This is a genomic window from Candidatus Protofrankia californiensis, assembly GCF_900634765.1.
Lineage (GTDB): Bacteria > Actinomycetota > Actinomycetes > Frankiales > Frankiaceae > Protofrankia > Protofrankia californiensis.
Genome location: NZ_CAAAFT010000049.1, coordinates 1 through 547 on the forward strand (window position 1 = coordinate 1; position 547 = coordinate 547).

Consider the following 547-nt stretch of genomic DNA (forward strand, 5'->3'; position numbering starts at 1 on the left):
AGTTGTGACCATGGTGCCAGGTCGTTCTCGCTGCCGACGACGTGCACGGTGGCGAAGACGACCCGGTTCCGGGTGAAGAGCACGTTTTCGCGGTACTCGCGGTGGCGTTGGTCGTATGCCTGCGTCGCCACCCTCAGCTGGTGACGGCCGAGGGTACGGCCCGGGTCCGGGAAGAACACCCGGCGGACCGCATCGAGGCGCTCGGTGGGCAGGTATCCGCCGGTAGCCGTACGGTGGCAGTCGGTCCATTCGTTGTCACCAGGTGTCAGCACGAACGGATCGTCGAACGTGCCGAACAGCTGTGCCAGATCGGCGAAGCGGGCGTCGTCGCAGGTGGACGAGCCATTCTTGACGTCGCCGGCGTGCAGCACAAAGCGCACGTCCGTATCGGCGTTGACGGTGTCGACCAGGTTCGAGAAGACAGCGCGCTGGGCGTTGCCGTAAGGAGTGTCGCCCAGCAGGGCGAAGGTGACCGCGGGTCCGTCGGGGCCGGCGTTCCTGGGCGCGGCGATGGCGGTACCGGCCGGGACGAGTCCCGCGACCACAG

At 67.6% G+C, this 547-nt stretch carries 1 protein-coding gene; it reads right to left on the minus strand.

Features of this window, described 5'->3' with window-relative positions; translation table 11 throughout:
* The coding region (locus DD1DGNOD_RS02530) for a metallophosphoesterase (RefSeq protein WP_131769355.1) at positions 1 to 545 on the minus strand (545 nt) is incomplete at its 3' end.
* Positions 546 to 547: the final 2 nt, after the last annotated feature.